Below are 25,081 nucleotides of genomic sequence, written 5' to 3' on the forward strand. Positions count from 1 at the left end.
CCGAACGCGGACCGACTCCATCCAAGGCGCCTTACACCCAGGTATTCAGTTCCAACGCCAGCTTCGAGGTCAGGCGCAGGTATTGCTCACTGGCCTTGGTCAAAAACGCCTGACTGTCCATGGTCAGTTCCCGGCTCTGTTTGCCCGCTGTCTCGTAGCGATACAGGGTGTGCTCATCCTGCTGGCGCAGGCATTGGTAGCGCTGGCTGCGCGGTTGTACGGTAAAGCCGAGCATGTCCACATAGGCCACCTGCACGTCTTCGCTTTGCCCGATTTCCAAGGCGCTGCGTTGTAGGATTGGCGTATGGGTAAAGGGCGTGGCCGAGAGCATGACGTGTTGGCAGTCGCTCAGGTCGTCGCGCGGTTGGCCATTGAGCAGCCAGCGCCCGCGAATGTCGCGCTCCAGCGTCAGGCTGCGCTGGCCGAGGTTGTCGACCTTTAGCCACAGGCGGCGAAAGCGCCAGCGCGGGTCGCAGTTGAGCACGTAGGTGGCGGCGATGCTGTTGCCACGCACGCTCTGAATCAAATGGCTGCTGGCATGAATGCCGCTGTCGTCCTGGCGCAGGCGCAGGTTTTCCACGCCCGGGTTAAACCAGGGTTTCCACACAAGGGTTTGTTGCTGCATCAAGGTTTGCTGCATCCGTGCAACTCCAAAGAGCGGACGGTGGGGCGCATTCTTGCAGCCGCAGGGCACCGTCCATGGTGTACACCGGCGGGCAGAATAAGCGGTGGTTTCTGTGATGTATGTAGGATTTTGGCTACAAAGAAAACTTTCTTTGCTTAGCGCCTCAAGCCTTGCGCTTGAGCGGTTGCTGCTCGAAATTGACACCGTTCAAACCGGTATCCATCAGCGCGCGAATATTGCCGTGGTCAGTGCCGGTGGGTGTGGCCAATACACTGCGGTAATGCTCACCGAATGCGCGCAAGGTTTCTTCCAGACTCAGGCCTTCAAGCAGGGCCAAACCGAGGGTTTTGCACGAGCCTTCGTTCTGCCCGCTGGCGTTGTTCTGGGTGCCGTTTACAAAGGCGCTGGGCTGGTACTCATAGTGCTCGGCAATAAACGTCAGGGTGCTGGCGAACAGATGGCCGTCGCTGTGCAGCGCGGCGCGGAAATCGGAGAGTGCAGTCATTACTTGTGGCCCTTGTTGAACGCCGCCTGCTGATCGCTGCTGGCTTCTTTCTGGTGTTTGCTCTTCCACTCGCTGTACGGCATGCCGTAGATCTCTTCGCGGGCCTGGTCGATGCTCACGGGCAGGCCGATATCGTCGGCAGCGGCCTTGTACCACTTGGACAGGCAGTTACGGCAGAACCCGGCGAGGTTCATCAGCTCGATGTTTTGCACGTCGGTGCGGTCGCGCAGGTGTTGCACAAGCTGGCGAAAGGCAGCGGCTTCGAGTTCGATCTGTTCTTGCTCGGTCATGGCGCGGTACTCCGAGAGCGTGCGGCTGGAAGAATGGCTGGAATGGGCGCGATGATAAAAGCGCCAGGCCCGCACGGCAATGCGGGCAAGCGCTTTAGCGGTGGCCGGCGAGGGTGATCGACACCGACTCGGCAAAGCGCAGGGCATGCAGCTTATCCACTTCCACTTCGGCATAACGTACGGCTGGGTGCGCCATTACCAGGTCAAGCAGCTCCTGGGTCAGGCGCTCCAGCAGGGCGAAGCGGTTGTTTTCGACGTGGGCAATAATGGCTTTGGTAATGGTGCGGTAGTTCAGCGCGTGCTCAATGTCGTTGACCTGCACGGCGTCGACAGCAGGGTAGAGGATGGTCAGGTTGATCAGCACATCCTGCTTGTTGTCGATCTCTTCCTGCTTTATTCCGATGAAGGTGCGCAGGCGCAGGTCTTTGACCCGAATGCGCGCCATTCCAGGCTCCAGTCTCGGCATAGCGGTGTACTCCATCCAATCGTTTAACGAGGGCCTGGGCCCGTGTTTATTTCAAATGCCGGCCGCCATTGACGCTTAGCGTTGTGCCGGTGACATAGGTGTTATCCAGTAAGTAACGCAGGCTCTGGTAGACCACTTGGGCGCCAGGCTCGATACCCAGCGCCGACTTGGCCAACGCCTTGGCGCGGTACTCGGCGTCATCGCCGTCGTTGAAGAGGATCAAGGCCGGGGCGATGCCGTTTACTTTTATCTCGGGCGCGTACTTGGCGGCGAACGACAGGGTCAAGCTTTCCAACCCTGCTTTGCTGGCGCAATAGGCCAGGTGCTTGGCGCTGCCTTTGTGCACCACATCGTCACTGATATGCACGATATCCGCCGGGCTGGAGCGGCGCAGCAGGTCTGCACAATGCAGGTTGATCAGGTAAGGCGCGAGCATATGCACGCTGAACATTTGCTGGAAGATGGCGCCTTCGTCGCCCGGCGTTTCGGCCAGCCATTGCGAGGCGTTATGCACAATCGCGCGCAGGCTGTCGGTATGGGTTTTTAGCTCGGCGACAAAGGCCAGAATGCTCGTCTCGCTGGAAAAGTCGGCCTGAATAGCGATCGCCCCGCGCTCGCGCAAGCGTTGCACACTTTCCCGCTCCTGGCGGTAGGTAACGATCAGCCCGTGGCCGTCATCAAGCAGGCGTTCGGCGCAGAACAGGCCAACACGTTGGCCAGCGCCAGTGAGCAGAATGGGGGCAGCAACAGACATGGGCGACTCGCAGACAAGAAAAAGGCCCGCCGGTAAAAGCGGGCCTGGCAACGTTACCCCAGTCTGCTGCCTGGCACAAAAGCCAGCGTGCTACCTGATGACCTACTTAGCCGCAGTGGCCAGCGTCGACGCCGATGGCTCGCGCAACGCTTTGCGCTTATGCAGCCACGGCGCCAGCAGGCGGGTGGAGAGGGGAATAAACCAGTAGGTCATCAACGGCGTCAGCGCCAGGGTGCTGAGCAAGATGCGCACGGCCAGCGGTAGCTCACTGAGAATCCCGCCAAAGATCAGGTTGAATGCCAGCGACACCGGAAAAAACGCCAACCAGATGGCGACACTTTGTTTCCAGCGCGGCACGTTACGGCTGGCGCTGCCAAACCAGGCATCAATGCCTTGCACGCGGTGTTCCAGCGGCTGGGCGAACAGCCCTTGACCACGTTGCAGCCAGGCACGGCGCGAGGCGGAGTGCTCCCAACTGGCGAGCAGTTCGGCGTCAGCGAAGCGGAATACGATTTGGAATTCGTCATCGTCGGCCGGTGGGGCGAGTACGCCAGAGCCGAGATAACCGGGAAAGTCGGTAGCCAGTTGTTCGCCTTCGCGCAGCCAGAGCATAAAGTCGTGGTACTGCTCACGGGGCACACGGCGAGCCACCATCAGGGTGACGGGGGAAGCAGACATTGTGTATCTCCTCAAAACCTTGCGGCGGCTTGGGTAAAGCCTTGGCAAAAAAGCGCCCCAGGGGTGGCGGGGCGTCAGGTGCAAAGAGTAGTGGTTTTTTGCCAGTGAATGCCAGCAAAGATGCGTACTAGAGCGGGCAGTTCGTCAGGTGCCTTGCGTTGCCTGCAGCGGGTTAAGCAGACGGTGTTGCTGATAAATGTACTGGCGCAACCGCTCGCGGTGCGCGGTTTTACGCCCACTCAGGCGGTAAGCCACCAGGCGCTGGTCGGTGCGGCGGGCGAGGATGCCTTGTAGGCGAATCGGCTCGCCATCGGCTTGTGGCAGCCACAGGGTGCAGCTGTTGGGCACCGCGTTGTGGCGCACTTCCACCAGCATGCCGGTGGTGGACAGGCTGTGCAGCCACATGCCGCTGGCGTGACCATGCTCGTCCAGCAGGGCAATGGGGGTTTGCATATGCAGGCGCCAGGCCCGTTCCGGGGCACCTTGCTCCACCACCTGCGGTACGCCGATTTCCAGGCTCAGACTATGGAATTCGTCTTCGACCAAATTCAGCGGAAACGTTACGCGCTCGCCATTGAAGTGCGCCTCAATGGTCAATTGATCACTGGCGGCCAGGCGGGTAAGCAGGGCTTTGGTTTGCGTGCCGCCGTCGACCTTCAAACTCGGCGTCTGCGATGAAGCCGGCTGCGCGAACGGCAGGTCTTGGATGAAGTCCAGCTCTTCACTGGTCAACAGATGTGTGTCTTGCATGGCGTGCTCCGAACAGCTGGGCAAGCGATAGAGAAGTGTTGCTAGGACCGTCGTACAGCGTTTTTATTAGGCGCTTGTAGGATATTTCCGATAAGCGGGGCGCAACCCTTGTCCTAGAGCCATCGGCATCCTGAAAACTACAAGCACCGAGGCTCAGGCATAATGCCCGGCGTTTTTTAGCCAGCTCGGGGAGTGTTTTGATGAAAATTGCGATTTTGTCCGGTTCGGTATTTGGCAGCGCAGAAGAAGTGGCGCGCCATGCGCAAAAGTTGCTCAAAGCCGCTGGCTTCGACGCCTGGCATAACCCGCGCGCGACCTTGGATGACGTCAAAGCCTTCGGCCCGGAAGCGTTTTTGGCGGTGACTTCGACCACTGGCATGGGCGAGCTGCCAGACAACCTGCAACCGTTGTACTACGCCATTCGTGATGAGCTGCCGAGCCAATGGCGCGGTTTGCCCGGTGCCGTGATTGGCCTGGGCGATGCCAGTTATGGCGACACCTTTTGCGGCGGTGGTGAGCAGCTGCGTGAGTTGTTTGCCGAGCTGGGGCTGCGTGAAGTGCTGCCGATGCTGCGCTTGGATGCCAGTGAGACGGTGACGCCGGAGAGTGATGCTGAGCCGTGGTTGGCGGACTTGGTTACTGCATTCAAGGCCTGAAAAGCCCCTCACCCCCACCCCCTCTCCCGCAAGCGGGCGAGGGGAGCTTATCCCCTATTGCGCCGCCACCGCGGTCAGCTGCCACTCCCATCCCTGACTCGCTCGGCCACTAACCTGGCTGCAATAGCGACTACCGCGCTCTGTATCCCTCGCTAGACTCCAACCTCACTTAAAACAATAAAACCGAGGTGGCTACCGTGACCGTTGCGCAAATTAAATCCGTGCCGAATATCCAAGACCACGTCTCCCCTGCGGAGTGGCAGGCCCGTGTTGACCTCGCGGCCTGTTACCGCCTGATCGCCCTGCATGGTTGGGACGATCTGATCTTTACCCATATCTCCGCCAAGGTGCCCGGCACCGAAGACTTCCTGATCAACCCGTTTGGCTTGATGTTCCACGAGATCACCGCTTCCAGCCTGGTCAAGGTTGACCTCAACGGCGTTAAGCAAATGGACAGCCCTTACGAGATCAACCCAGCCGGCTACACCATCCACAGCGCCGTGCACGAAGTGCGGCATGACGTCGGTTGCGTGATTCATACCCATACCGCCGCGGGCATTGCGGTCTCGGCGCAAAAGCAGGGCTTGCTGCCGTTGTCGCAACAGTCGCTGTTTGTGCTGTCTAGCCTGTCCTACCACGGCTATGAGGGCGTGGCGCTGAACCATGAAGAAAAGGCCCGTTTGCAGGCGGACTTGGGTGAAAGCAATTTTATGATTCTGCCCAACCACGGCCTGATGACCTGCTCTAGCAGCATCGCCGACGCCTTTCTGATGATGTTCACCCTACAGCGCGCCTGCGAAGTGCAGGTGATGGCGCAGAGTGGCGGCGCTGAACTTATCCACATTCCGCAGCAAATCCTTGATGGCGCCAAAGCCATGGTGCAGGGCGTGATGAAAACCGCCCAAGGCATGGGCGGTAGCCTGGCCTGGCCGGCACTGCTACGTAAGCTCGATCAGCAAAACCCTGGCTACGCCGTTTAATGGCGCCGGCACTCGCCGGTATTTCCTTGCGTGACTGGCGCGCGCAGGGGAAGAGCCTGACCTTTGAGGGCCACAACATTGCTTACTGGAGCGCTGGTCAGGGCGAGCCGTTGTTGCTGATTCACGGCTTTCCCACGGCGAGTTGGGACTGGCATTACCTGTGGCAGACCTTGGCCCAGCACTACCAGGTGATTGCCTGCGACATGCTGGGCTTTGGCGATTCGGCCAAGCCCCGTAGGCACGACTACCGCTTGCTGGAGCAGGCCGATATCCAGCAAGCGCTGCTGCGCCATCTGCATATCGACGGCCCGGTGCACGTGCTGGCCCACGACTATGGCGATAGCGTGGCACAGGAGCTTATCGCGCGGCACTACGAAGGCCGTGTGCGGCTGGCCTCTTGCGTGTTTCTCAACGGCGGTCTGTTCCCGGAAACCCATCGCCCGGTGCTGGTGCAAAAGCTGCTGCTAAGCCCGTTAGGGCCGTTGATTGGTCGCCTGTTTAGCCGCAAGAAGTTGGCTGCCAGCTTTGCTCAGGTGTTTGGCCCCAATACGCAGCCTAGCGAGCAGGAACTCGATGATTTCTGGAGCCTGATCGCCCGCGAGAATGGCCCAGCCGTCATGCACCGCTTGATCCACTACATTCCCGAACGGCGTCAGCAACGTGAGCGCTGGGTTGCGGCGATGCAAAAATGCGGTTTGCCGCTGCGGGTAATCGATGGCGCGGTGGACCCGATTTCCGGCGCGCATATGGTCGCGCGCTACCGCGAGCTGATCCCCCAGCCCGACACCGTATTGCTCGACAGCATCGGCCATTACCCGCAAACCGAGGCGCCGGAGCAGGTGTTGCAGCATTACCTGGCATTTCGTGCCGCGTTGGCAGGCACTGCTGTAGCCTAGCCGCAGACTTTTTCGGCGGGGGACGGTATGCGCAAGGTTGCGGTTTTAGCTGCGGTTCTATTTATGGGCGGCTGCGCGAGCACCACGCCGGTAAAAGATGCACCGTTGCTGTTTGATGGCTGGTACGCCCAGCAGCCGCTGGGCAGTCCGCAGTACGCGCCAGGGCTCTGGCCGTTATTGGCCAGCCGCGCCAACTTCCCGGTGCTCGATGCGCCCGACACTGCCGGGCTGGTGCATTTGCAGATTGAGGGGGACCAGCAGCTTACCGTGCGCCTGCACCGCGTGGGCCGTTGTGTGGGGCAACTGAGCATCGCCGGCACGCTGGACGGTCAGCACTATCACTTCGCCGATAGCGACTTTAACGGCATTCCACTTCTGGCTTGGGGCCATAACAACCGCGAAGTAACCCTGAACCTGAACAACCCTGCGGAGCTGCAGGCGGCTATCCACACCAGCAGTTTCGGCATGTTCTTGATCATTGCCGGTGGGGCGCCGGACCGCGATGTTATGTATCGCTACAGCGCCGTTGCTGCGCCCGTCGAAGCGGCTGAACGCTGCCCGGCGCCGACTCCCGGTCGATAGCGCAGGCCAGCGGCGAATCATGCCCTAACCTTATTGGGCGCCATTCAGGTCTGGCCGTCTTTATTGTGGCGGCCGCTGCGCTCCCGGAAACTCGACGCAACGCATGTTCTGCCATCTGCCACAGGAGCTGTTTATGAGCGAGTCCGTTCGTTTTGAAGATAAGGTTGTGATCGTCACCGGTGCTGGCGGTGGTATTGGCCGCGCCCACGCCCTGGCATTCGCCAAAGCTGGCGCCAAGGTGGTGGTTAACGACTTGGGCGGCAGCACCCACGGTGAAGGCGCCAACGCTTCGGCAGCAGACCGCGTGGTTGCAGAAATTCGCGAAGCCGGCGGCACCGCTGTGGCCAACCACGATTCGGTTACCGACGGCGATAAGATTGTGCAAAACGCCCTCGACGCCTTTGGCCGTATCGATGTGGTGGTCAACAACGCCGGCATCCTGCGCGACAAAACCTTCCACAAAATGGAAGACGCCGACTGGGATCTGGTTTACCAAGTGCACGTCGCCGGCGCCTACAAAGTAACCCGCGCCGCCTGGCCACATATGCGTGAACAGAATTACGGCCGGGTTATCTTTACCTCGTCCACCTCGGGCATTTACGGCAACTTCGGTCAGTCCAATTACGGCATGGCCAAGCTTGGCCTCTATGGCTTGACCCGCACTCTGGCCATCGAAGGGCGTAAAAACAATATCTTCGTTAACGCCATCGCCCCCACTGGCGGCACGCGTATGACTGAAGGCTTGATCCCGCAGCAAGTATTCGATCAGCTCAAGCCCGAACTGATCAGCCCGCTGGTGGTGTACCTGGGCAGCGAAAACTGCCAAGACACTGCAGGTCTGTACGAAGTGGGTGGCGGCTGGATCGGCAAAGTTCGTTGGGAGCGCAGCAATGGCGCCGGCTTCGACCCCAAAGCCGGTTTTGATGCCGACGATGTCGCCGCCGCCTGGAAACAGATCGGCGACTTCGACGGTGCCAGCCACCCAGAAGACAGCCTGCAAGCTTTGCAAGCCATGATGGCTAACCTGCAAAAATACACAGGCTAAGTTTCAGTCCATAAAAAAGGCCGGCTCCCTCATCAGGGGCCGGCCTTTTTTTGCAGCGTTGCAGCGGCTTAGACGTTGAAGCGGAAGTGCATCACGTCGCCGTCTTTAACCACGTATTCCTTGCCTTCCAAGCGCCATTTGCCGGCTTCTTTGGCGCCAGCTTCACCTTTGAATTGGATGAAGTCGTCGTAGGCAATCACTTCGGCGCGGATAAAGCCTTTTTCGAAGTCAGTGTGGATCACGCCAGCAGCTTGCGGTGCGGTGGCGCCTACACGGACGGTCCAGGCGCGCACTTCTTCAACGCCAGCGGTGAAGTAGGTTTGCAGATGGAGCATTTCGTAGCCGGCGCGAATCACGCGGTTCAGGCCAGGTTCTTCCAGGCCCAGGGCCTCAAGGAACATGTCCTTTTCTTCGCCGTCGTCGAGCTCAGCAATTTCCGCTTCAATTTTGTTGCATACCGGTACCACGATCGCGCCTTCTTCTTCGGCAATGGCTTTGACCACGTCGAGCAGCGGATTGTCTTCAAAACCGTCTTCGGCCACGTTGGCGATGTACATCACCGGCTTAGTGGTCAGCAGGTGGAAGCCGCGAATGATCGCTTTCTCGTCGGCGCCCATGTTCTTCATCAGGCTGCGCGCGGGCTTGGCTTCGGTGAAGTGGTTGATCAGCTGTTCCAGTAGGGCCTTCTGCGCCACGGCGTCTTTATCGCCGCCTTTGGCGTTGCGGGTCACTTTCTGCAGTTGTTTTTCGCAGCTGTCGAGGTCGGCGAAGATCAGCTCAAGGTCGATGATCTCGATGTCGCGCTTGGGGTCGACGCTGTTGGAAACGTGGATCACGTTTTCGTCTTCGAAGCAGCGCACTACGTGGGCGATGGCGTCGGTTTCGCGGATGTTGGCCAGGAACTTGTTACCCAGGCCTTCACCTTTCGAGGCGCCGGCCACCAGGCCGGCGATGTCGACGAATTCCATGGTGGTTGGCAGGATGCGCTTGGGGTTAACGATGGCTGCCAGGGCGTCCAGACGCGGGTCGGGCATCGGCACAATGCCGCTGTTCGGCTCGATGGTGCAGAACGGGAAGTTCTCCGCCGCGATACCGGATTTGGTCAGGGCGTTGAACAGGGTGGACTTGCCAACGTTAGGCAGGCCGACGATGCCGCAGTTAAATCCCATGGTGTAATCCTCGCGGAAGTGAATTCGCTAAAAAGAGTGGTCAGGCCTTCTGGCTGTGCAGGAGTTTCATCGCCCGGTTCCATTCCCCGGCGTAAACCTCTGGCAGCACGCCGAGGGCAAAGTCGATGCTGGCATCCAGCTTTTCCTGCTCGCTGCGCGGGGCGCGGCCAAGCACAAAACCGGACACTTTACTGGCTTCACCGGGGTGGCCAATGCCAAGCCGCAAACGGTGAAAGGTGTTCTGATTGCCGAGTTGCGCAATGATGTCGCGCAAGCCGTTATGGCCGCCGTGCCCGCCGCCTTGTTTGAATTTGGCAACGCCCGGTGGCATGTCGAGTTCGTCGTGCGCGACCAGAATGGCGTCTACCGGAATGCGGTAGAAACTGGCCATGGCCGCAACGGCCTGACCACTGCGGTTCATATAGGTCGTGGGAATCAACAGACGAATATCGTGGCCTTGATGGCTGAAACGCGCCGTCAGACCGAAAAATTTGCGCTCTGCTACTAAGTTGACCCGTTGGGCCGCAGCGAGACGCTCAACAAAAAGGGCCCCTGCGTTATGCCGGGTCTGTTCGTATTCAGCGCCTGGATTACCCAGGCCGACGATCAGTTGTACGGCAGTCACGACAGGAGCCCTTCCTTAGAGCAGGCGAGAATTACTCGGCTGCGCCTTCTTCGTCTTCTTTTGGTACGCGCGAAGCGTGGATGTTGGCTACCGGCAAGTCTTTGCCGTGGGCCAGAGCAACCAGTTCAACGCCAGCTGGCAGAACCAGGTCGGACAGGTGAACGATCTGACCGATTTCAACGTTAGCCATGTCAACGTTGATGAATTCCGGCAGGTCTTTAGCCTCGCAGGAAACTTCAACTTCAGCGGCGGTGTGGGAAACTTCGCCACCTTGCTGCTTCACGCCAACCGAAGTTTCTTGGTTGATGAAGTGCAATGGAACGTGAACGTTCAGTTTCTGGCCAGCAACAACGCGTACGAAGTCAGCGTGCAGCACGTGGCCTTTGGCTGGGTGACGTTGCAGGGCTTTGATCACAACGTTCTCAGCTTTGCCGGCAACGGTCAGAGCGATAACGTGGCTGTAGGCAGCTTCGTTTTCCAGCAGCTTGGCAACTTCTTTAGCCAGCAGGGTGATGGAAACGGGCTCTTTGTCACCACCGTAAACTACGGCGGGAACTTGGGCGGCGAGACGACGCAGGCGGCGGCTCGCACCTTTCCCCAGGTCGGAACGCACTTCAGCATTCAGGGCGAAATCAGTCATGGTGAATCTCCAGATAAAGCATCAACGCTTTTCTATGCTTGCGACCGGCAATAGAAAGCGGTTAGGCAAAAAGCCCCGCACGAGGCGGGGCACTTTCGTTCTGCACAATGCAGCCAGGGATTTAGCCCTTAGCGGAACATCGCGCTGATCGATTCTTCATTGCTGATGCGGCGTACCGCTTCAGCGACTACCGGCGCGATATCCAACTGACGGATACGTTTGCAGGCTTGAGCAGCTGCTGACAATGGAATGGTGTTGGTAACCACCAGTTCGTCGAGCATGGAGTTTTCGATGTTCTCGATGGCACGACCAGAGAGAACAGCGTGGGTTGCGTAGGCAAAAACCTTGGCAGCGCCATGTTCTTTCAGGGCTTTAGCCGCGTGGCAGAGTGTGCCAGCGGTATCGACCATGTCATCCACGAGGATGCAGGTACGGCCTTCAACATCACCAATGATGTGCATCACTTCGGAGTGGTTGGCCTTCTCACGACGCTTGTCGATGATGGCCAGATCCACGCCCAAGGACTTAGCGACAGCGCGAGCACGCACTACACCGCCAATGTCCGGAGACACGATCATCAGATTTTCAAAACGTTGATCTTCGATATCGTCCACCAGCACTGGCGAACCGTAGATGTTATCTACTGGAATATCGAAGAAGCCCTGAATTTGGTCGGCGTGCAAATCAACAGTCAGAACGCGGTCGATACCGACAACGGTCAGCATGTCAGCCACCACTTTGGCGCTGATAGCAACGCGAGCAGAACGCGGACGGCGATCCTGGCGGGCGTAACCGAAGTAGGGGATCACGGCTGTGATTCGAGTAGCCGAGGAGCGGCGGAAGGCATCAGCCATTACCACCAGTTCCATCAGGTTATCGTTGGTTGGCGCGCATGTCGGCTGGATCAGGAAGACGTCTTTACCGCGAACGTTTTCGTTGATCTCAATGCTGATTTCACCGTCAGAAAACTTTCCAACGGAGGCATCGCCGAGTGGGATATGCAGCTGACGTACGATACGTCGCGCCAGATCGGGGTTAGCATTCCCCGTAAAGACCATCATCTTGGACACGCGCAGTACCTGCCGGCTGAGGGTATACCTGGATGAGTATAGAAAATGGCAGGGGCGGCTGGATTCGAACCAACGCATGGCAGGATCAAAACCTGCTGCCTTACCGCTTGGCGACGCCCCTGTAGTGTGCAACTGGATGCCGAGCATCCGCTTCTCAGGACAGTTTTTGTAACCGCTGGTGCAACATCGAAACGTTACAACCTTTAGCAACAAACCCTGGCAGGGAGGCTGGAAGTTGGGCCGCGACTTTATCAGCTTCGGCTTTGTTAGGGAAGCTCCCAAACAAGCAACATCCAGTGCCGGTTAATCTAACTGAAACAAATTTGTTTAGCAAGATCAAAGCGTTACGAACATCTGGGTAACGCCTCTCGACCACCGACTGACAGTCATTACGACCGCCCCGCTCGAGAACGGCCGACAATGTAATCGCGGGAGAATCGCGTGTCAACTCCGGGTCAGAGAAAATTTCTGCTGTGCTGACAGATACTTGCGGTATTGCCACAAGAAACCACGGTTCCTCTAGTTCTACCGGAGTCAGCACTTCGCCCACCCCTTCGGCAAAGGCAGCGTGGCCATGCACAAATACCGGTACGTCAGCGCCCAGGCCGATGCCGATTTCGGCCAGTTGCTCGAGGCTCCAGCCCAGCTGCCATAAGTGATTGAGGCCGAGCAGGGTGGTTGCAGCATCAGAACTGCCGCCGCCAATACCGCCGCCCATGGGTAGACGTTTTTCCAGCCAGATATCCGCACCCAGCGCGCAACCACTTTTATTTTTCAGTTGTCGCGCGGCTTTCACGATTAAGTTGCTGTCGTGAGGTACACCCTCGATTTCTGTATGCAAAACAATTTCGCCGTCTTCGCGTAGAGCAAAGCTCAGCTCATCGCTGTAGTCGAGGAACTGAAAGAGGGTTTGCAGTTGGTGATAACCATCGGCGCGGCGGCCGATGATATGCAGCATCAAGTTGAGTTTGGCCGGTGCCGGCAGGGTGAGGCGAGCAGCGGACATCACTTGCCCAACTGGCGTGGTTGCCAGTCCTTGATCACCAGGGTTACGTCGAGATTGCGCCCATGCAACTTCATGCGCTCGGGCAACCAATAGCCGTTCTGCTCGGCGTAGCTGAGGTATTCCACTTGCCAGCCGTCTTGGGTAAGGCGTTGCAGGTGGCTCTCGCTGTCGAGGGTGACATTGCTTTTGCTATCCGGTGCGGGGACGCCGCGAACCCACCAGGTCAGGTGTGAAATCGGCAATCGCCAACCCAGCTGTTGTTCGAGTAGTTCTTCCGGCGTCGCCGCTTGGTAGCGGCCTTGGTTGGCGACTTCCAGGGTGACGTCGCCGGCATGCCCGGTCAGGCGCGCAGCACCGCGGCCCAGCGGGCCAGATAAGCGAATGTCAAAGTAGTCCTGACGTTGCAGCCAAAACAGCGTGCCGCTGCCCGAATCTTTCGGGGCGCGAATGCCAACCTTGCCGCTGATTTGCCAGCCGTTGAGGGCAACGGTGCGTTCTTTATGGGCCTGCCATTTGGCCGGGTCACCCTGGCCTTCCAGCGATTCATGGGAGGTGAGGCCTACGCAACCGCTAAGCACGGTGAGCAGGCCAATAACGAGGAGGTGGCGCAAACGCATGGGCTTAAAGCTTCTCGGAACCGGTCAGGCGCTTAAGGGTTTCGCGCAGGATGGTGTTGTCGGGTTGTTCTTTTTGCGCAGCCGCCCAGACTTTTTTCGCCTCAGGCTGTTTGCCATTGGCCCACAGCACTTCGCCGAGGTGGGCTGCCACTTCCGCGTCAGGAAAACGTTCCAGGGCTTGGCGCAACAAACTCTCGGCTTCGTCGAGGTTGCCGGTGCGGTAGTTGGCCCAGCCCAGGCTGTCGAGAATGGCCGGATCATCCGGGCTCAACTTATGGGCTTTCTGGATCAGGTCGCGGCCTTCGGCATAGCGTGTAGTGCGATCTACCAGGGTGTAACCCAGGGCGTTAAGCGCCATGGAATTATCCGGTTCGCGGCTAAGGATGGTGCGCAGATCTTTTTCCAGTTGGGCCAGGTCGTTGCGCTTTTCCGCCAGCATCGCACGGGTGTACAGCAGGTTGAGATCGTCTGGGTATTGCTTGAGTGCTTTTTGAATGATTGCCCAGGCATCGTCGTAGTGCTGACGGTTGGACTGCGCCTCCACCTCGATCAGGTACAGCTGAATGGCGTAATCCGGTTGGCTGTCGCGGGCTTCGGCGAGCAGTTTCGCCGCTTCACTGCTGCGGCCGCTATCGAACAAAATAGTGGCTTGGCGCAGTTGTGCCGGCAGGTAGTCATTGCCAGGGCCGACCAGGGCAAACTCCTGCACGGCGTTGTCTTTCTGGTTTAGCTCTTCGTAGGCGCGGCCGAGGTTGAAGTGGGCGGCGTCGACATGGCTGTTACGTTCGACCAGGTCTTGCAGATAGCCGATCGCCTCTTCCCAGGCCTGGGCTTCCAGGCAAACCAGCGCCAGGGAGAAACGCAGATCGTCGTCATCGGGGAATTGCTGCACCAGGGAGGCAAACTCAACCTTGGCGTCGTCCAAACGATTCTGCTCCACCAGCAAACGGGCGTAGGCCAGGCGCAGGCGCTTGTCGTCCGGGTGCTGCTTGATGCCTTTTTCTAGCAGCGGCACGGCTTCGTCGCCACGTTTCATACCTTGCAGCAGGCGAGCGCGCAGCAGCAGTGGGGCGACGTCGTGGGTGGCGGCTTTCTGATCTTCAAGCAGTTTCAGTGCGGTGTCCGGGTGGCCGTCCTGCTGCAAGAGCAGGGCTTTGCCAAACAGCAGTTGGCCGTTATCCGGATATTTCACCAGCAGGCGGTCGAAGCTTTGCAACAAGCCTGCGCGGGTGTCGGGATCAGTCTCGGCGGCGGACAGTGCGAGAAAGTCGAAGTGGGTATCACCCTGGCCTTGCAGGACTTTTTCCATGAATACCATGGACTCGTCATAGCGGCCGGCGCGTGCGAGTTGAATAGCCGCGGCGCGTTGCGCTTCGAGATTATCCGGGGCGTTTTTCGCCCAGATCAGCGAGGTTTCCAGCGCGGGTTCGTCGGCACCCAAGTACTCAGCAATACGGAACCCGCGCTCGGCAACGCCGGCATCCTGGGTTTCGTTGGCTTGCTGAATGTAATTTTCCAGGGCGATATCGAAGCGGTTGCGCTGCCCGGCAAGCTCGGCGGTCAGCAGCGAGAGCAAGGTCTCTTCGCTGAACGAGCTATACACCTCAGGTTTGGCAACGGCGGCTGGCGCGGTGTCTTCCACCGGCGGTGTGCCGTCCTGCTTGGAGGGGCTCAGGCTGGCACAGCCCCCGAGAAACAAGACGGCGGCGAACAATGGCAACGATTTATTCATATATAGGAAAGGGCGACTTACCTGCGGTTTGGGCATCATGACACAAGCCGTGGGGCAAAACCCATGGGGCGAGCGCCTATCTATGGTTGGCTCTGCGCATCACAGGCTACCGACATTTAGGACAATGGTCAGCGGTGGTTGTTCTCAATCTGGTGAAGTAGGACAATTGGCGGCTTCCGGATTCTGTCAGCGACCCTGCATGACCTTTCTTGCCCTTGGTATCAACCATAAGACCGCCTCGGTAGACGTCCGCGAGCGCGTGGCGTTCACCCCGGAGCAGTTGGTTGAGGCATTGCAGCAGTTATGTTCGCGCACTGCCAGCCGCGAGGCGGCAATTCTCTCGACCTGCAATCGCAGCGAGCTCTATATCGAGCAAGACAGCCTGACCGCCGACGGCGTGCTGGCCTGGCTGGCGGACTATCACCAACTCAGCCTCGATGAGTTACGCGCCTGTGCCTATGTGCATCAGGATGATTCCGCCGTGCGACATATGATGCGCGTGGCTTCCGGGCTGGACTCCATGGTGCTCGGCGAGCCGCAGATTCTCGGCCAGATGAAGTCCGCGTACGCTGTGGCTCGCGAGGCCGGCACCGTTGGCCCGCTGCTCGGGCGTTTATTTCAGGCCACCTTTAGTACCGCCAAGCAAGTGCGCACCGACACTGCCATTGGCGAGAACCCGGTCTCCGTAGCCTTTGCGGCCGTCAGCCTGGCCAAGCAGATTTTTTCCAACCTGAACAACAGTTCCGCGCTGCTGATCGGGGCCGGCGAAACCATTACGTTGGTGGCCCGTCATCTCTATGAACAGGGGGTGAAACGCATCGTTGTTGCCAACCGCACCCTCGAACGTGCCAGCCAATTGGCTGAGCAATTTGGCGCCCATGCGGTGCTGCTCTCGGAAATTCCGCAAGAGCTTGTCACCAGCGATATCGTCATCAGTTCCACTGCCAGCCAGCTGCCGATTCTCGGCAAGGGCGCGGTGGAAAGCGCGTTGAAGCTGCGCAAGCACAAGCCGATTTTTATGGTCGATATCGCCGTGCCGCGCGACATCGAGCCGGAAGTGGGCGAGCTGGATGACGTTTATCTGTATACCGTCGACGATCTCCATGATGTGATCGCCGAGAACTTGAAAAGCCGCCAAGGTGCTGCCCAGGCCGCTGAAGAGTTGGTGGCTATCGGCACCAGCGACTTTATGTCGCGACTGCGCGAATTGGCCGCCGTTGATGTGCTCAAAGCATACCGGCAACAGGCTGAGCGCTTGCGCGACGACGAGTTGGCCAAGGCCCAGCGCATGCTCGCCAATGGCACGTCGGCCGAAGAGGCACTGGCGCAATTGGCCCGCGGCCTGACTAATAAGTTGCTGCACGCCCCCAGCGTGCAACTGAAAAAACTCTCGGCCGACGGACGCATTGATGCGTTGACCGTGGCTCAGGAACTCTTTGCGCTCGACGAGAGCACCACGGATAAAGCCCCGCAATGAAAGCGTCACTGCTAAACAAACTGGACATGATCCACGACCGCTACGAGGAACTGACGGCGCTGCTTGGCGACGCCGAAGTGATCAGCGATCAGAGCAAATTTCGCGCGTATTCCAAGGAGTACGCCGAGGTCGAGCCGGTGGTGCAGTTGCTGGTCGAATTCCGCAAAGTCACCGCCGATATGCAGGGCGCCCAGGCGTTGCTCAAAGACAGCGACCCGGATATGCGCGAAATGGCCGAGCAGGAAGTGGCCGACAGCAAAGAGCAACTGGCCGACCTGGAAGCGCGTCTGCAACGCATGCTGCTGCCCAAAGACCCCAACGACGGGCGCAACGTATTTCTCGAAGTGCGCGCCGGCACGGGTGGCGACGAGGCGGCGATCTTTGCCGGCGACCTGTTCCGCATGTACTCGCGCTACGCCGAAAAGCGCGGCTGGCGGGTGGAGATTTTGTCCGAGAACATCGGCGAGCACGGCGGTTATAAAGAAGTGATCGCCCGCGTTGAAGGTGACAATGTTTACGCCAAGCTCAAGTTCGAGTCTGGCGCGCACCGCGTCCAGCGGGTGCCGGAAACCGAATCCCAAGGCCGTATCCATACCTCGGCCTGCACCGTGGCCGTTTTGCCCGAGCCCGATGAGCAGCAAGCCATCGAGATCAACCCGGCAGACCTACGCGTTGACACCTATCGCTCCTCGGGCGCGGGTGGTCAGCACGTTAACAAAACCGATTCGGCCATTCGTATCACCCACTTGCCGTCCGGCATCGTGGTCGAATGCCAAGAAGAGCGTTCGCAGCATAAGAACCGCGCCAAGGCCATGGCCTGGTTGTCGGCCAAGCTTAACGATCAGCAGGAAGCAGCCGCGCATAAAGAGATCTCTGATACCCGCCGTTTGCTGGTGGGTTCCGGTGACCGCTCCGAGCGTATTCGCACCTATAACTTTCCCCAGGGGCGGGTGACCGATCACCGCGTCAACCTGACCCTCTATAACCTCGACGATGTGTTGGCCGGTGGCGTTGACGCGGTGATTGAACCGCTGCTCAGCGAATACCAGGCCGACCAATTGGCTGCGCTGGGCGACTGATCCTTGAGCGGCCAAGGCAGCGCCTCAAGTATTCAACACCTGCTGGCCAGCGTTGTGCTGCCAGGATCGGACACTGCACAGTTGGATGCCGAGTTGTTGTTGGCGGCCGTACTGGGTAAACCGCGTAGCTATCTGCGTACCTGGCCCGAGCGTGAGTTGAACGCTGAACAGTTGCAGCGCTTTCAGACCGCCATCCAGCGTCGTCAGCAGGGCGAACCGGTGGCTTATATCCTCGGCCAGCAGGGTTTTTGGAGCCTTGATCTGGAAGTGGCGCCGCACACCCTGATTCCTCGTCCGGATACCGAGCTGCTGGTAGAAACCGCGCTCGAACTACTGCCGCACACTCCCATTGCTGCCCTTGATCTGGGCACTGGCACCGGCGCCATTGCCTTGGCGTTAGCCACTGAGCGGCCGGGCTGGAGGGTTACCGGTGTCGACCGCGTACCAGAAGCCGTGGCCCTGGCCGAGCGCAACCGCAGCCGCCTGAAACTGGGCAATGCGCAGTTCGCCGAGAGCCATTGGTTTAGCGCCGTCGCCGGGCACACCTTTGCCTTGATCGTCAGCAACCCGCCCTATATCGCCGCAGACGATAAACACTTGGCTGAAGGCGATGTGCGCTTCGAGCCGGCCAGTGCGCTGGTGGCGGGCATTGATGGGCTGGATGATATTCGCCGGATTATTCAGCAGGCCCCCGCGCACTTAGTGGCGGGCGGCTGGCTATTGTTGGAGCACGGTTTTGACCAGGCTGCCGCCGTCCGTGAGCTGTTGGCAGCGCAAGGCTTTACAGCTATCGAAAGCCGCCGCGATTTGGCCGGCCATGAACGAATCAGCCTGGGGCGTTACGCCAATGCATGACTCACTTAACGATGAAGAGCTGCTGCGCTACAGCCGGCAGATCTTGCTTAGTCAGATTGATATCGACGGCCAACTGCGCCTGAAAAACAGCAGCGCCTTGATCGTTGGCTTGGGTGGGCTGGGCTCGCCGGTTGGCCTGTATCTGGCCGCTGCCGGCGTCGGCGAACTGCACCTGGCAGACTTCGATACGGTTGATTTGACCAACCTGCAACGGCAAATCGCCCACGACACCGCGAGCATTGGCCAGAGCAAGGTCGACTCCATGAGTGCACGCCTGTTGGCCATCAACCCGCACCTGAAACTCCATGCCCACCGCAGCGCGCTGGATGCCGATAGTTTGGCCGCTGCGGTTGAAACGGTGGACCTGGTGCTGGATTGTTCGGATAACTTCGGCACCCGCGAGGCCGTAAACGCAGCCTGCGTGGCGGCGAAAAAACCGCTGGTTAGTGGTGCCGCGATTCGCCTGGAAGGCCAGCTTTCGGTGTTTGATCCGCGCCAGCCCAACAGCCCGTGCTACCACTGCTTGTACGGGCGCGGCAGCGAGGCCGAGCTGACGTGCAGCGAGGCCGGGGTAGTCGGCCCGTTGGTGGGTTTGGTCGGTTCGCTGCAAGCGCTGGAGGCGCTAAAGCTGCTGGCCCCGTTTGGTGAACCGCTGGTGGGGCGCTTGTTGTTGATTGATGCCTTGGGCTCACGCTTTCGCGAACTACGGGTTAAACGCGACCCAGGCTGTAGCGTGTGTGGCGGCGCCCATGCATAAGAGCGCGCCCATTGGTGTGTTCGATTCCGGCGTCGGCGGCCTGTCGGTGCTGCGCGAAATCCAAGCGCTGTTGCCAGACGAAACGCTGCTGTATGTCGCCGATAGCGGCCACGTGCCTTACGGCGAAAAGACCGCCGAGTTTATTTGCCAGCGCAGCACGGTCATCACCGACTTTTTGTTGGAGCAGGGCGCCAAGGCGCTGGTGGTGGCCTGCAATACTGCCACCGCCGCCGCGATTACCCAACTGCGCGCGCAGTACCCCGAGTTGCCCATCATTGGTATGGAGCCAGCAGTAAAGCCGGCGGCGGCGGCCACCCGCAGTGGTGTGGTCGGCGTATTGGCCACCACTGGCACGCTGCAGAGCGCCAAGTTCGCTGCGTTACTCGACCGCTTTGCCAGTGATGTACGGGTAATCACTCGGCCATGTCCTGGTTTGGTGGAGCTAATCGAATCTGGCGAATTGCACAGCGACGTCACTCGCCAATTGCTGCGTAGCTATGTCGACCCGCTGCTGGCCGAGGGCTGCGACACGCTGATCCTTGGCTGCACCCATTACCCTTTTATCAAACCGCTATTAACCGAATTGGTGCCATCGTCAGTGACGCTGATCGACACCGGTATGGCGGTGGCCAAGCAACTGCAACGGCTGCTGGCTGAGCGTAATCTGCTCGCCCAGGGGCCGGCCAAAGGTACGCAATTGTGGTCGAGTGGAAATAGTTCGAACCTATTTCTGGTACTGCCGCTCCTACTTGGCAGGGAGGCCAGGGTTAATCCGCTGCTGCGTTAGTGGCACGGGGACTCTGGCGATTACATTGGCCGGAAACGTCAGCGTTTCTTTAGGCAATTATGTGTAGAGCGGTGCCTTCCGTTTATAGCCAACATTTCTATAATCAAGCCTAAATGCAGGACTTGTGATCAACCTGATACAAAAGGAAGTTGAGATGAAGTTGATTTCTTTGGTTGCCGCTGCAGCCGTATCCCTTGGTATTTCCTTCTCCGCTCAAGCTGCAGATGTAACGGTAGCCATTGGTCAAACCGGTGACTCCACAGCTGTCGTGCGCCTAGCTACCCAATTTGATTTCGGTAACAGTTGGTGGCAGAGCGATGTCGGTCGTCTGACCGGCTATTGGGACGCGGGGTATACCTATTGGGATGGGGATAAAACCTCCAGTAACCACAGCGTGTCTTTCTCCCCGGTATTTGTTTACGAATTCGCCGGCGAGAACGTACGTCCTTATGTGGAAGCCGGTGTCGGTGTGGCGCTCTTTGCCAAGACCGAACTGGAAAGCAACGACTTGGGCTCGTCCTTCCAATTTGAGGATCGCTTGGGTGTTGGCGTGCGCTTTGCCGGTCAGGAAGTGGGGCTGCGTGCCATCCATTACTCCAATGCCGGGATCAGCCAGCCGAACGATGGTGTAGAGGCCTATACCGTGCACTACCGCGTAGCCTTCTAACTAAGGCTGGTGCCACGAAAAAGCCGGTTTAACTCCGGGCTTCAGGTGACAAAGAAAACCCCCGCCATAGTGCGGGGGTTTCTGTTTTATGGCGGATGGTAAGGCGCCAACTAGGCCGCTTAGCGGCTGCAACTCGCGCGCTTAGTTTTGTGCCACCTTCTGTTCATGGGCGTTGAGCAGCTCTTTGGCATGCGCCACTTCCAGCGCCTCCATGGCATTAATGGGCTTAAGCGCTACGGCTTGTTTGAGGTGTTGAATGGCCTTGGCTTCTTCATCATCGCCATACACATAGCTCAACGCATTGGCGTATTCGTAATGGCCAATAGGCAGGTTGTTGGCTTCTTTAAAGGACTGGGCGAAGTAGGTTTCCATTTTGTCCGAGCTGACGCCGTAGGTCATTTTGCCCACCAGCTTGCCAACCTTGCGGATCACCCCGGCTTCATAGCCGCCGTACAGCGCGAGGGCAAAAGGTTGGCCGGGTTGTTTGGCCAGTAGGGCGTCGAGTTCTTTGGGGATCTGGCTGGTGTAGCCGCGCTTGAGTACCACCGGCACCGACAACTCTTCACCCAAGCGCGCTTTGGCATAGACGCGACCAAATTGCGCCACGGTATCGGCTTGCACCAACTCGCCGGCCTTGTCGGTGTAGTCGATGACCTCTTCCAGCAGGCGATGTTTTTCCGCTTGGTCAGGCACCAGAAACATGGCGTACACCACTTGGGCAAACATTGCCGGAATCTGCCCGCCCACGCCTAAGGCCAGGCCTTCTTTTTTCGCTTGGGCAAAATCGCCTTTAAACATCAGGCGCCAAACGTTTTGCAGTTTCTGCGCGTAAATCTCGGCTTCTTCCGGTTTGCCGGTAAAGCCAGTGCCGCCGGCGACGGTCATTTCCAGTGCTTTCGGGTAGGTGGTGGCCATCTTGATCACCCAGTCCGCATCGGGGAACGGGTAGTTATCGCCAAAGCCACGGGTCAACTGTGGCCACGCTTGGCGCAGCTTGTCGCCGGAGTAGTCATAGCCACTCTGGTCGTAGGGGAAGGCTTTCCATTGTTCGTCTGCCACAGCCACGAGGCTGCACAGCGTAAGCAGGGCAAGGAGTAAAGGGCGCATGACAAGTACCTGTTTTTGTTAGAGGTTCACACGCCGATCATAGGTCGCAGGGCAGGGCGACCAACCCCCATCCTAGGAATGGCTGTCCTTCTGCTGGAACTGGCGACGGTATTGGTTGGGCGACAGTTCTGTGTGCTGACGGAACAACCGGGCGAAGAAGCTGGCGTCGTCGTAGCCCACTTCGTAGCTGATGGTCTTGATGCTTTTGCGCGTGGCACTGAGCAGGCCTTTGGCTGTTTCGATCCGTAACCGTTGCAGGTAGTGCAGCGGTTTATCGCCAGTGGCCGTCTGAAAACGGCGCATAAAGTTGCGAATGCTCATGCCGTGCTGGCGGGCTACGTCTTCAAAACGAAATTTTTCCGCGAAGTTTTCTTCCAGCCATTGCTGGATCTGCAGGATGGTCACGTCTTGATGCAGCTTCTGCCCGCCAAAACCGATGCGTCCTGGCGTGTAGTTGCGCTGCACTTCGTAGAGGATGTCGCGGGCCACCGCCTGCGCCACGCTGGCGCCGCAGAAGCGCTCGATCAGGTATAGGTAAAGATCGCACGCCGAGGTAGTGCCGCCGGCGCTGTAGAGGTTGTCGGCATCGGCCAAGTGTTTTTCCTGATTCAGCAACACCTTGGGAAACCGTTCGCTGAACTCGCGGAAAAAGCGCCAGTAGGTGGTGGCTTCTTTGCCATCTAACAGGCCAGCCTGCGCAATCCAGAACACGCCCATGGCCTCACCGCAGATCACGCTGCCTGCCGCGTGCTGTTTGCGCAGCCAGGTGAAAATTTGCGGGTAGCGCTGGCAGAGCAGGTCGAAGTCGCCCCAGTAAGCCGGGAGGATGATGATGTCTGCCGGTTCCAGGCCGCCGCTGACCGGCAATACCACGTCGCTAAAACTGGGTACTGATTGGCCGTCGGGGCTTACCAGGTGAATGTCGAAGGCGGGTGTCAGGCCCAGCCCCAGTTGCCGGCCGTAGCGCAGGCTGGCCATATGGAAGAAGTCTTTGGCTTGCATGAGGGTGGAGGCGAACACGCCCTCGATGGCCAGAATGGCGACGCGCTTGAGTGCGCTGGACTGAGCAGTTGGCATGGATGCTTATTCTTATTAGGGGATAGTGGTCAGTGGCTGGCTGGATCGTCTTATTTTTTGTCGCATGTGTCCAGTGCGTCGGAACGTTTGACTGTCCTACAGTCGAGCCCTTGCCAATCCCGGCGTAGACGTATCCAGTGGGTAAAACAATGATTCCAAGAACCCTCTTCAGCTCTGAGCATGAGCTGTTCCGTGACAGCGTACGCAAGTTCCTTGAGCAGGAAGCCGTGCCCTACCACGCGCAATGGGAGAAGGACGGGCATATCGACCGCGCGCTGTGGAACAAGGCCGGCGAGGCCGGCATGCTGTGTTCGCACCTGCCGGAGGAATATGGCGGCATGGCGGCGGATTTTCTCTACAGCACCGTGGTGATTGAAGAGATTAGCCGCCTCGGATTGAGTGGCATCGGTTTCTCACTGCATTCCGATATCGTCGCGCCGTACATCCTGCATTACGGCTCCGAACACCTGAAACTCAAATACCTGCCCAAGCTCGTGTCTGGCGAAATGGTCACTGCCATCGCTATGACTGAGCCAGGCGCCGGCTCCGACCTGCAAGGGGTGAAAACCACGGCGGTATTGGATGGCGACGAGTATGTGATCAATGGTTCGAAGACCTTTATCACCAACGGCTTTCTGGCTGATCTGGTGATTGTCGTTGCTAAGACCGATCCTAAAGCTGGCGCGAAAGGGACCAGTTTGTTTCTGGTTGAGGCAGGCACGCCGGGCTTTGCCAAAGGCAAGCGCCTGGAGAAAGTCGGTATGAAGGCGCAGGACACCTCCGAGCTGTTCTTTCAGGATGTGCGGGTGCCCAAGGAAAACTTGCTGGGGCAGGCCGGTATGGGCTTCGCCTATCTGATGCAGGAGCTGCCACAGGAGCGTTTGACTGTTGCCCTTGGGGCGTTGGCTAACGCGGAAGCAGCGCTTAAGTGGACGCTGGATTACACCCGCGAACGTAAGGCGTTTGGCAAATCCATCAGCGACTTTCAGAACACTCGCTTTAAGTTGGCCGAGATCGCCACAGAAGTGCAGGTAGGGCGCGTATTTGTCGACCGCTGCCTGGAGCAGCATCTAGAAGGCAAGCTGGATGTGCCGACCGCTGCCATGTGCAAATACTGGACGACCGATCTGCAATGCAAAGTGTTGGATGAGTGCGTGCAGTTGCACGGCGGCTACGGCTATATGTGGGAGTACCCGGTGGCGCGCGCTTGGGCTGATGCGCGGGTGCAGCGGATTTATGCGGGGACTAACGAAATCATGAAGGAGATTATTTCGCGCTCGCTGTGATGTTCGGTTGAATAAAAAGCCCGGCGTTGATGCCGGGCTTTTTGCTTTCGGCTACTTACGGCTGGTTATGGTGCAGGGTTTGGTTGCGCTTTGTGGGTGGCATCGATTTGTGCGTATAGCTCTGCACTGAGAGTCAGGTCCGCGCTGGCAAGGTTGCTTTTCAGCTGTTCCAGGCTGGTCGCGCCAATGATGTTGCTGGTCACAAAGGGCTGCGCGGTAACGAATGCCAGCGCCATCTGTGCCGGATCCAGGCCGTTCTCACGGGCCAGCGCGACATAGCGCGAGCAGGCCGCTTCCGCTTGCGGGTTGGTATAACGGGTAAAGCGGCTAAATAGGCTGATGCGTGCATCGGCCGGACGGGCGCCGTTTTCATACTTGCCCGACAGCATGCCGAACGCCATTGGCGAGTAAGCGAGCAGGCCACATTGCTCGCGCAGCGCCACTTCGGCCAGGCCTACTTCAAAACTACGGTTGAGCAGATTGTAGGGGTTCTGAATGGACGCTGGGCGGGGCAAGCCAAGTTGCTCGGATAACTGTAGAAACTTCATGGTGCCCCACGGCGTTTCGTTGGACAGACCGACGTGGCGAATTTTGCCGGCCTTCACTTGTTCGTCCAGCGCCTCAAGAATTTCGGCGATCGGTGTGAAGTCCTGTTCTTTATGTTGGTAGCCAAGCTGGCCGAAAAAGTTGGTGCTGCGCTCGGGCCAGTGCAATTGATAGAGGTCGATGTAATCGGTTTGCAGGCGTTTCAGGCTGGCATCAACGGCGGCAACAATATGGGCGCGGTTGTGTTTGAGTTGGCCGTCGCGGATGTAATCAATGCCATTGCCTGGTCCGGCAATCTTGCTGGCGAGAATCCAGTCGCCGCGATTACCGCGCGCTTTAAAGTAATTGCCGATGATT

General features: G+C 58.7%; 29 protein-coding genes and 1 tRNA gene. 12 read left to right on the forward strand and 18 right to left on the reverse strand.

The genetic code is table 11. From position 1 onward, the window contains the following. Positions 1–31 precede the first annotated feature (31 nt). The 7 genes from AAAB16_RS13650 to AAAB16_RS13680 form a co-directional block, all read right to left on the reverse strand. Positions 32–640, reverse strand: coding sequence for a putative glycolipid-binding domain-containing protein (locus tag AAAB16_RS13650; protein ID WP_340663805.1), 609 nt, complete (start codon positions 638–640; stop codon positions 32–34). Positions 641–788: 148 nt separating this feature from the next. Beyond that, positions 789–1,130: a HopJ type III effector protein gene (locus AAAB16_RS13655; RefSeq protein WP_340663806.1), complete on the reverse strand. Its 342-nt coding sequence runs from the start codon at positions 1,128–1,130 to the stop codon at positions 789–791. Beyond that, entirely contained in the window at positions 1,130–1,420 is a 291-nt protein-coding gene (locus tag AAAB16_RS13660) for a DUF1244 domain-containing protein (RefSeq protein ID WP_340663807.1), read from the reverse strand. Before AAAB16_RS13660 ends, AAAB16_RS13655 begins: the two co-directional genes overlap by 1 nt. A gap of 94 nt (positions 1,421–1,514) precedes the next feature. After that, a complete protein-coding gene (folX, locus tag AAAB16_RS13665; protein ID WP_108096067.1) occupies positions 1,515–1,886 on the reverse strand; it encodes a dihydroneopterin triphosphate 2'-epimerase in 372 nt (123 codons plus the stop codon). A 46-nt stretch (positions 1,887–1,932) separates the two neighbouring features. Then, a complete protein-coding gene (gene folM / locus AAAB16_RS13670; protein WP_340663808.1) occupies positions 1,933–2,640 on the reverse strand; it encodes a dihydromonapterin reductase in 708 nt (235 codons plus the stop codon). Positions 2,641–2,742: 102 nt separating this feature from the next. Further along, on the reverse strand, positions 2,743–3,318 hold the full coding sequence (locus AAAB16_RS13675) for an antibiotic biosynthesis monooxygenase (RefSeq protein ID WP_340663809.1): 576 nt from the start codon (positions 3,316–3,318) through the stop codon (positions 2,743–2,745). Positions 3,319–3,462: 144 nt separating this feature from the next. After that, a complete protein-coding gene (locus tag AAAB16_RS13680; protein WP_340663810.1) occupies positions 3,463–4,068 on the reverse strand; it encodes a hypothetical protein in 606 nt (201 codons plus the stop codon). Positions 4,069–4,268: 200 nt separating this feature from the next. On the opposite strand from AAAB16_RS13680, the gene AAAB16_RS13685 reads away from it, so the two are divergent. The 5 genes from AAAB16_RS13685 (at position 4,269) to AAAB16_RS13705 (ending at position 8,227) form a co-directional block, all read left to right on the forward strand. Beyond that, positions 4,269–4,724 carry a flavodoxin gene (locus tag AAAB16_RS13685; RefSeq protein WP_340663811.1) on the forward strand — a complete coding sequence of 152 codons (456 nt, stop codon included), beginning with the start codon at positions 4,269–4,271 and terminating at the stop codon, positions 4,722–4,724. Positions 4,725–4,921: 197 nt separating this feature from the next. Next, entirely contained in the window at positions 4,922–5,704 is a 783-nt protein-coding gene (locus AAAB16_RS13690; protein ID WP_110616681.1) for a class II aldolase/adducin family protein, read from the forward strand. Further along, on the forward strand, positions 5,704–6,600 hold the full coding sequence (locus tag AAAB16_RS13695) for an alpha/beta hydrolase (RefSeq protein WP_340663812.1): 897 nt from the start codon (positions 5,704–5,706) through the stop codon (positions 6,598–6,600). The genes AAAB16_RS13690 and AAAB16_RS13695 overlap by 1 nt, the downstream gene beginning before the upstream one ends. A 27-nt stretch (positions 6,601–6,627) precedes the next feature. Further along, positions 6,628–7,182 carry a hypothetical protein gene (locus AAAB16_RS13700; protein WP_340663813.1) on the forward strand — a complete coding sequence of 185 codons (555 nt, stop codon included), beginning with the start codon at positions 6,628–6,630 and terminating at the stop codon, positions 7,180–7,182. 133 nt (positions 7,183–7,315) lie between these two features. Beyond that, entirely contained in the window at positions 7,316–8,227 is a 912-nt protein-coding gene (locus AAAB16_RS13705; protein ID WP_340663814.1) for an SDR family oxidoreductase, read from the forward strand. 68 nt (positions 8,228–8,295) lie between these two features. On the opposite strand, the gene ychF is transcribed toward AAAB16_RS13705, so the two are convergent. The 8 genes from ychF to AAAB16_RS13745 form a co-directional block, all read right to left on the reverse strand. Next, on the reverse strand, positions 8,296–9,396 hold the full coding sequence (gene ychF / locus AAAB16_RS13710; protein ID WP_340663815.1) for a redox-regulated ATPase YchF: 1,101 nt from the start codon (positions 9,394–9,396) through the stop codon (positions 8,296–8,298). Between the two features lie 40 nt (positions 9,397–9,436). Next, positions 9,437–10,021, reverse strand: a complete 585-nt coding sequence (gene pth, locus AAAB16_RS13715; RefSeq protein ID WP_110616676.1) for an aminoacyl-tRNA hydrolase — start codon at positions 10,019–10,021, stop codon at positions 9,437–9,439. Between the two features lie 31 nt (positions 10,022–10,052). Further along, complete coding sequence (locus AAAB16_RS13720; RefSeq protein ID WP_340663816.1) at positions 10,053–10,661, reverse strand: 50S ribosomal protein L25/general stress protein Ctc; 609 nt, start codon at positions 10,659–10,661, stop codon at positions 10,053–10,055. Positions 10,662–10,789: 128 nt separating this feature from the next. Next, positions 10,790–11,731, reverse strand: coding sequence for a ribose-phosphate pyrophosphokinase (locus AAAB16_RS13725; protein WP_108098481.1), 942 nt, complete (start codon positions 11,729–11,731; stop codon positions 10,790–10,792). 46 nt (positions 11,732–11,777) lie between these two features. Further along, positions 11,778–11,852: transfer RNA gene (locus AAAB16_RS13730), tRNA-Gln, on the reverse strand. Between the two features lie 33 nt (positions 11,853–11,885). Next, entirely contained in the window at positions 11,886–12,737 is an 852-nt protein-coding gene (gene ispE / locus AAAB16_RS13735; protein ID WP_340663817.1) for a 4-(cytidine 5'-diphospho)-2-C-methyl-D-erythritol kinase, read from the reverse strand. Then, positions 12,737–13,354: a lipoprotein insertase outer membrane protein LolB gene (lolB, locus tag AAAB16_RS13740; protein WP_340663818.1), complete on the reverse strand. Its 618-nt coding sequence runs from the start codon at positions 13,352–13,354 to the stop codon at positions 12,737–12,739. The genes ispE and lolB overlap by 1 nt, the downstream gene beginning before the upstream one ends. A 4-nt stretch (positions 13,355–13,358) precedes the next feature. Continuing rightward, a complete protein-coding gene (locus AAAB16_RS13745; RefSeq protein WP_340663819.1) occupies positions 13,359–15,086 on the reverse strand; it encodes a tetratricopeptide repeat protein in 1,728 nt (575 codons plus the stop codon). A gap of 199 nt (positions 15,087–15,285) precedes the next feature. Between AAAB16_RS13745 and hemA the strand changes: the two genes are divergently transcribed. The 6 genes from hemA to AAAB16_RS13775 all read left to right on the forward strand — a co-directional run bounded on the left by hemA (position 15,286) and on the right by AAAB16_RS13775 (position 20,708). After that, complete coding sequence (gene hemA / locus AAAB16_RS13750; RefSeq protein ID WP_340663820.1) at positions 15,286–16,563, forward strand: glutamyl-tRNA reductase; 1,278 nt, start codon at positions 15,286–15,288, stop codon at positions 16,561–16,563. Next, on the forward strand, positions 16,560–17,642 hold the full coding sequence (gene prfA / locus AAAB16_RS13755; protein WP_340663821.1) for a peptide chain release factor 1: 1,083 nt from the start codon (positions 16,560–16,562) through the stop codon (positions 17,640–17,642). Before hemA ends, prfA begins: the two co-directional genes overlap by 4 nt. A gap of 3 nt (positions 17,643–17,645) precedes the next feature. Further along, the gene (gene prmC / locus AAAB16_RS13760; protein WP_340663822.1) at positions 17,646–18,497 is read left to right on the forward strand and encodes a peptide chain release factor N(5)-glutamine methyltransferase; all 852 of its coding nucleotides are present in this window, start codon (positions 17,646–17,648) and stop codon (positions 18,495–18,497) included. Next, complete coding sequence (locus AAAB16_RS13765; RefSeq protein ID WP_340663827.1) at positions 18,490–19,254, forward strand: molybdopterin-synthase adenylyltransferase MoeB; 765 nt, start codon at positions 18,490–18,492, stop codon at positions 19,252–19,254. Before prmC ends, AAAB16_RS13765 begins: the two co-directional genes overlap by 8 nt. Continuing rightward, on the forward strand, positions 19,247–20,041 hold the full coding sequence (gene murI, locus AAAB16_RS13770; RefSeq protein WP_340663823.1) for a glutamate racemase: 795 nt from the start codon (positions 19,247–19,249) through the stop codon (positions 20,039–20,041). Before AAAB16_RS13765 ends, murI begins: the two co-directional genes overlap by 8 nt. Before the next feature lie 154 nt (positions 20,042–20,195). Next, positions 20,196–20,708, forward strand: coding sequence for an acyloxyacyl hydrolase (locus AAAB16_RS13775; RefSeq protein ID WP_340663824.1), 513 nt, complete (start codon positions 20,196–20,198; stop codon positions 20,706–20,708). 141 nt (positions 20,709–20,849) lie between these two features. On the opposite strand, the gene AAAB16_RS13780 is transcribed toward AAAB16_RS13775, so the two are convergent. Both AAAB16_RS13780 and AAAB16_RS13785 read right to left on the reverse strand, forming a co-directional pair. Then, positions 20,850–21,815: a hypothetical protein gene (locus AAAB16_RS13780; protein WP_340663825.1), complete on the reverse strand. Its 966-nt coding sequence runs from the start codon at positions 21,813–21,815 to the stop codon at positions 20,850–20,852. Between the two features lie 72 nt (positions 21,816–21,887). Then, positions 21,888–22,793, reverse strand: coding sequence for a GlxA family transcriptional regulator (locus AAAB16_RS13785; protein ID WP_340663828.1), 906 nt, complete (start codon positions 22,791–22,793; stop codon positions 21,888–21,890). 248 nt (positions 22,794–23,041) lie between these two features. On the opposite strand from AAAB16_RS13785, the gene AAAB16_RS13790 reads away from it, so the two are divergent. Further along, the gene (locus tag AAAB16_RS13790; protein ID WP_110616664.1) at positions 23,042–24,178 is read left to right on the forward strand and encodes an acyl-CoA dehydrogenase family protein; all 1,137 of its coding nucleotides are present in this window, start codon (positions 23,042–23,044) and stop codon (positions 24,176–24,178) included. Between the two features lie 65 nt (positions 24,179–24,243). Here AAAB16_RS13790 and AAAB16_RS13795 read toward each other — a convergent pair. Next, positions 24,244–25,081 (reverse strand): aldo/keto reductase (locus AAAB16_RS13795; RefSeq protein WP_340663826.1); only part of this gene is annotated, 838 nt, incomplete at its 5' end.

The organism is Pseudomonas sp., assembly GCF_037994325.1.
Taxonomy (GTDB): domain Bacteria; phylum Pseudomonadota; class Gammaproteobacteria; order Pseudomonadales; family Pseudomonadaceae; genus Aquipseudomonas.